This is a genomic window from Polaribacter sp., from assembly GCF_965656025.1.
Taxonomy (GTDB): domain Bacteria; phylum Bacteroidota; class Bacteroidia; order Flavobacteriales; family Flavobacteriaceae; genus Polaribacter.
The window spans coordinates 17,030-20,165 of the sequence record NZ_CBFHJT010000032.1; the positions used below are offsets into that span (position 1 = coordinate 17,030).

The window sequence follows — 3,136 nt, forward strand, 5'->3', positions numbered from 1 at the left end:
AGCTTTTTCAAACTTTCTGGACCTATAAAAACGTGGGTAATGTTTCATCCTTTTAAGGCAAAAAAATCGCTTAGAATTTCTAATGAAACCAATAAAGTGGCAGATTCTATTGCTAAAACAAATTTATTAGATGGTGATGGTTCGGGTGGTCAAGTAGATGCCTTTAGACATGCTTATTGGATGGCTCGTTTAAGGCAAGAATTAGGTAAATCTGCTGCAAGATCTTTAGGGAAAGCACATGAAAAAGATAATTATTTAACTTTTAAAAAAAACAAATTAGAAGATGGTGTTGTACCAGATGAAATATCATCTGAAATGGATTTGTATAATAATGAGGAAGGTTTAAAACTCATAAAAAAAAGAAGCAAAATTTCTAAAAAAGGAATTATTTATAGAATTGTAAATGCTATTCACCAAGGAAAAATGAAAATTATTAAAAAAGACAAAGAGGGTAACTTTTTAACTTGTGATGGCAAAATAATATCCAAAGAAGAATTAAAAGGCAAATGGGAAAATGATAAATGTTTGGTAGCTTCTAACGAGCTTGTTTTAGATTAAATAATACCGTTTTATTTACTTTTTTGTTAAACGTTTAAACAAGTTATTTAAAACAGTTCTAAATACATGTTAAAACGTTCTAAATTCTTTGTAAAGCAAGCTCTTTCGTTGTATTTTTGTGAGACCAATTTTAACTAAAAAATACAATGAGCGGATTTTTCAAATCTTCAATTGGAAGAAAGGTAGCCATGGCGCTATCTGCACTTTTTTTAATGTTCTTCCTTTTACAACATTTAAGTATCAATATTTTATCGGTTTTTAGTCCAGAATTATTTAATGAAGTATCTCATTTTATGGGTACCAACCCTTTAGTGCAATTTGCATTGCAACCAATATTAATTTTTGCAGTGGTTTTTCACTTTGTAATGGGTTTCATCTTAGAACTAAAAAACAGAAAAGCAAACGGTCAAGGGTATGCTAAAAATAACGGAGCTGCAAACTCTACTTGGTTTAGTAGAAATATGATTTTAAGCGGAATAACTATTCTTGCTTTTATTGTATTGCACTTTATCGATTTTTGGTTTCCAGAAATCAATACCAAATTTATTCAAGGAGATTGGTCTGGTACTATGCAAGGAGTAGAAGGATTTCGTTACCATGAAGAATTAGTGCATAAATTTGCGCATCCTGCTAGAGTTATTGCCTATGTAGTAGCGTTTATCTTTTTAGGCCTGCATTTAGCACACGGTTTTACTTCTGCTTTTCAATCCGTTGGAGCAGCTTCTCTAAGAAAAAAATTAGAGAAATTGGGAATCGTTTATTCAATTATAGTGCCTTTAGGGTTTATCTTTATTGCACTTTATCATCACTTTAACCATTAATCTTATTCAATTATGGCTTTAGATTCAAAAGTACCTCAAGGTCCACTTAAAGATAAATGGACAGATTATAAAAATAAAATTAACTTGGTAAATCCTGCCAACAAACGTCATATAGATATTATTGTTGTTGGTACAGGCTTAGCAGGTGGTTCTGCTTCTGCAACTTTAGCAGAATTAGGCTACAATGTAAAAGCATTTGCTTACCAAGATTCTCCACGTAGAGCGCACTCTATTGCAGCGCAAGGAGGTATTAATGCAGCAAAAAATTATCAAGGAGATGGAGACTCTACCTACAGATTATTTTACGATACTGTAAAAGGTGGAGATTACAGATCTCGTGAAGCAAACGTATATAGATTGGCAGAGGTTTCTGCAAATATCATCGATCAATGTGTGGCACAAGGTGTGCCTTTTGCACGTGATTATGGTGGTTTGTTAGACAATCGTTCTTTTGGTGGGGTTTTAGTTTCTAGAACTTTCTACGCAAAAGGGCAAACAGGTCAGCAATTATTATTAGGTGCGTATTCTGCAATGAATAGACAAATTGCACGTGGTAAAATAGAAATGTTTAACAGACATGAAATGTTAGACGTTGTTGTGGTTGATGGAAAAGCAAGAGGAATTATTGCGAGAAACTTAGTTACAGGAGAAATTGAACGTCATTCTGCACATGCAGTTGTAGTGGCTTCTGGTGGTTATGGTAACGTATATTTCTTATCTACCAATGCCATGGGTTCTAATGTAACAGCTTCTTGGAAAATTCATAAAAAAGGAGCGTATTTTGCAAATCCTTGTTATACACAAATTCACCCAACCTGTATTCCACGTTCTGGAGATTATCAATCGAAATTAACATTGATGTCAGAATCGTTAAGAAATGACGGTAGAATTTGGGTACCAAAGAATTTAGATGACGTTAAATTAATTAGAGAAGGAAAGAAAAAACCGACAGAATTAACGGAAGACGAAAGAGATTATTATTTAGAAAGACGTTATCCTGCGTTTGGTAACCTAGTACCACGTGATGTGGCTTCTAGAGCAGCGAAAGAACGTTGTGACGCTGGTTATGGTGTAAACGCAACAGGTGAAGCTGTGTATTTAGACTTTGCTGCTGCCATTGTAAGATATGGTACAGAACAAGCAAAGGTAAAAAACATAAAAAATGCTTCTGAAGCTAAAATTAAAGAATTAGGTAAAGAAATCGTAAAAGCAAAATACGGTAACTTATTTCAGATGTACGAGAAAATCGTAGATGAAAATCCATATGAGACACCAATGATGATTTATCCTGCAGTACACTACACAATGGGTGGTGTTTGGGTAGATTATAATTTAATGACTACCATACCTGGTTGTTATGCTATAGGAGAAGCAAACTTCTCCGATCATGGTGCAAATAGACTAGGAGCATCTGCATTAATGCAAGGTTTAGCAGATGGTTATTTTGTATTGCCTTACACCATTGGAGATTATTTAGCAGATGATATTAGAACAGGAAAAATAGCAACTGATACTCCAGAATTTGAAGCAGCAGAAAAAGAAGTTACAGAAAGAATCGAATTTTTTATCAATAATAAAGGAACACGTTCTGTAGATTATTACCACAAAAAATTAGGAAAAATTATGTGGGAAAAATGTGGAATGTCTAGAAATGCAGAAGGTTTAAAATCTGCAATTGAAGAAATTTCTGCCTTAAGAAAAGATTTCTGGGAAAATGTAAATGTACCAGGAACTGCTGCAGAATATAATGAGCAATT

General features: G+C 33.6%; 3 protein-coding genes. All 3 read left to right on the forward strand.

Annotated elements, in window-relative coordinates:
• A partial coding sequence (locus tag ACTG3S_RS07835; RefSeq protein ID WP_439128797.1) for a DUF6973 domain-containing protein occupies positions 1 to 558 on the forward strand: 558 nt, incomplete at its 5' end.
• A 146-nt stretch (positions 559 to 704) separates the two neighbouring features.
• Positions 705 to 1,379: a succinate dehydrogenase cytochrome b subunit gene (locus ACTG3S_RS07840; RefSeq protein ID WP_439128798.1), complete on the forward strand. Its 675-nt coding sequence runs from the start codon at positions 705 to 707 to the stop codon at positions 1,377 to 1,379.
• A 12-nt stretch (positions 1,380 to 1,391) separates the two neighbouring features.
• On the forward strand, positions 1,392 to 3,136 hold a 1,745-nt coding region (locus ACTG3S_RS07845), incomplete at its 3' end, for a fumarate reductase/succinate dehydrogenase flavoprotein subunit (RefSeq protein WP_439128799.1).

What these genes read in the sequence shown, in the direction of transcription:
- ACTG3S_RS07840 (WP_439128798.1), top strand. Translation starts at nt 705, where the DNA reads ATGAGCGGATTTTTCAAATCTTCAATTGGAAGAAAGGTAGCCATGGCG.